Genomic DNA, 2,034 nt, shown 5'->3' on the forward strand with positions numbered 1-2,034 from the left:
GATGATTGTTATATGTTTTTTGTTTTTAAGCAATTTAATACTTTCTTAACACCAAGTATACAAGTAAAAGAAGACATCTTAATCGATGTCTTCTTGTCAAAAAAACTATCCTTTCCTATACTCTATCGAAAGAATAGTTTTTTTTCGTGTTATGACTACAAAATTATAATTTTTATAAATCAAAAAAAATGCCCATAAGAGAATATATAATTACAGTCGAAAACAAGATAGTCATATGAAAGAGGGAATAAACAAACATTGATTTTGCCCATTTCTCTGAATCCATTTTTTTATAGCCGAAGATACTTAAGATGAGCCATAAAATGCTTAAAAGAAGTGCTACTAACGTAAGGCCGAGGCTTAAAGAGCTAAATAGGAAACTCATTGCAATTAAAATGATTAAATAAATATTAGTTTGCAAATATGTTCTTTTAACACCTTTGACTACTGGAAGCATAGGAACTTTAGCTGCCTTATACTCATCGTGCTTGCGAATAGCTATGGCATAGAAATGAGGCATTTGCCAAATGACTGTAATCACAAAAAGACCAAGAATAGCAGGATGTGTAATGTCTGGATAAATAGCAGCCCATCCAATAAGAGGGGGCATTGCTCCTGAAATACTTCCAACCTCCGTATTATAAATTGTTCTTCTTTTACTCCACATTGTATATGGGACAATATAAAAAAATAAGCCTAAAAACCCTAAGAATGCTGCTAGCAGAGTTGTTAATGCAAGGGAAAACAATCCCAAGATGGTCATTAAAATGCCTAGCCATAATACAGCTTTTGGTTTTATTTCTCCTGTCACAGTGGGTCTATTTTTTGTTCTCTCCATAATAGAATCAATATCACGATCATACAAGTTATTAAAAGCTCCTGCTGCACCCATTACTAAAATAGAGCCAATCAAAGCAAATATTATTTCTGGGAGTTTCTCAAACAAGCTAATCTGATATGTATATAATGCCAATGTCAATCCAGCAAACATTGGAATCAGGTTTGATTTAATAATCCCGGTTTTAACTGTTTGTGCTAAAATTTTTGCTGGAGTCTGTTTTGGTATTTTAAGGGGCTCTATCTTTTGCATTATTTCTCGTCTCTCCTTTTACTAGATTGTCTATAATTTTCATAATCTAATCTAAAATGACATTATTGCTGATTATTTAATACATAGATTCCTTCCGTAATTTAAATACCAAACAGAATTTATATACTATATGGTATATTAGTTCTATATGATATAATTGTCAAGATACGGAGGAGAAGAAATGATCAAACGAAGATTAACTCAAGAAGAAAGAAAAAAGGAAACACGGCAATTACTTTTAGAATCAGCTGTTGAGGTCTTTGCTCAATTAGGCTTTCACGGAGCTTCTGTTGATAAAATTGCAGAGTATGCCGGGTTTAGTAAGGGAGCCGTTTATGCTCATTTTAATTCCAAAGAAGAGCTCTTTCTAGCCATATTGGAAAAACAAATGCGTTTACACGTGCATAACATCCATCAAATAATAGAAGAACAGCATTCATTATCACAATTCATCGGAATTTTGGATGAATATTCTCTTTCAAATAGACAAAAAAATCGAACATGGAGCATGCTTAACATGGAATTTCTCCTTTATGCGATGCGTGAAGAATCGGTACGCCATAAATGGTCAAATATGATAACCAAATCGGTAGAACAAATTTCCACAGCTATTGAGAAATTGATGTCAAAAGAGAATGAGAATGAATCTGCTCTATCTGCTAACGAAATGGCATGGACTATTCTTTCATTAGAAAATGGTATGGCCCTATGTTATTATATTAGCGAAGAACATATGCCCTTAAATTTATTTGGAAAAGCATTACAAAATCTGCTCCTGTCTCCTCGTCAAGAAGATTAGAAAATTCTCTTGTCCAAACAGGGTTTAAATATACAAAGCTAAAAATAGATTACAATTGTGGACATCAAATATCGAATAAGATAAATGACTTTAGTATACAAGTGATGTGTAACCTTTTTAGAACAATTAAATATAAGTTATCTAA

General features: G+C 32.4%; 2 protein-coding genes. One reads left to right on the forward strand and one right to left on the reverse strand.

Annotated features, from left to right (window positions below; genetic code table 11):
• Positions 1-172: 172 nt before the first annotated feature.
• Positions 173-1,090, reverse strand: a complete 918-nt coding sequence (gene cyoE, locus KI369_RS27980; RefSeq protein ID WP_212958902.1) for a heme o synthase — start codon at positions 1,088-1,090, stop codon at positions 173-175.
• Positions 1,091-1,271: 181 nt separating this feature from the next.
• Between cyoE and KI369_RS27985 the strand changes: the two genes are divergently transcribed.
• Positions 1,272-1,889 carry a TetR/AcrR family transcriptional regulator gene (locus tag KI369_RS27985; RefSeq protein ID WP_212958904.1) on the forward strand — a complete coding sequence of 206 codons (618 nt, stop codon included), beginning with the start codon at positions 1,272-1,274 and terminating at the stop codon, positions 1,887-1,889.
• The last annotated feature ends 145 nt before the right edge of the window (positions 1,890-2,034 follow it).

The organism is Bacillus sanguinis (assembly GCF_018332475.1).
Classification (GTDB): domain Bacteria; phylum Bacillota; class Bacilli; order Bacillales; family Bacillaceae_G; genus Bacillus_A; species Bacillus_A sanguinis.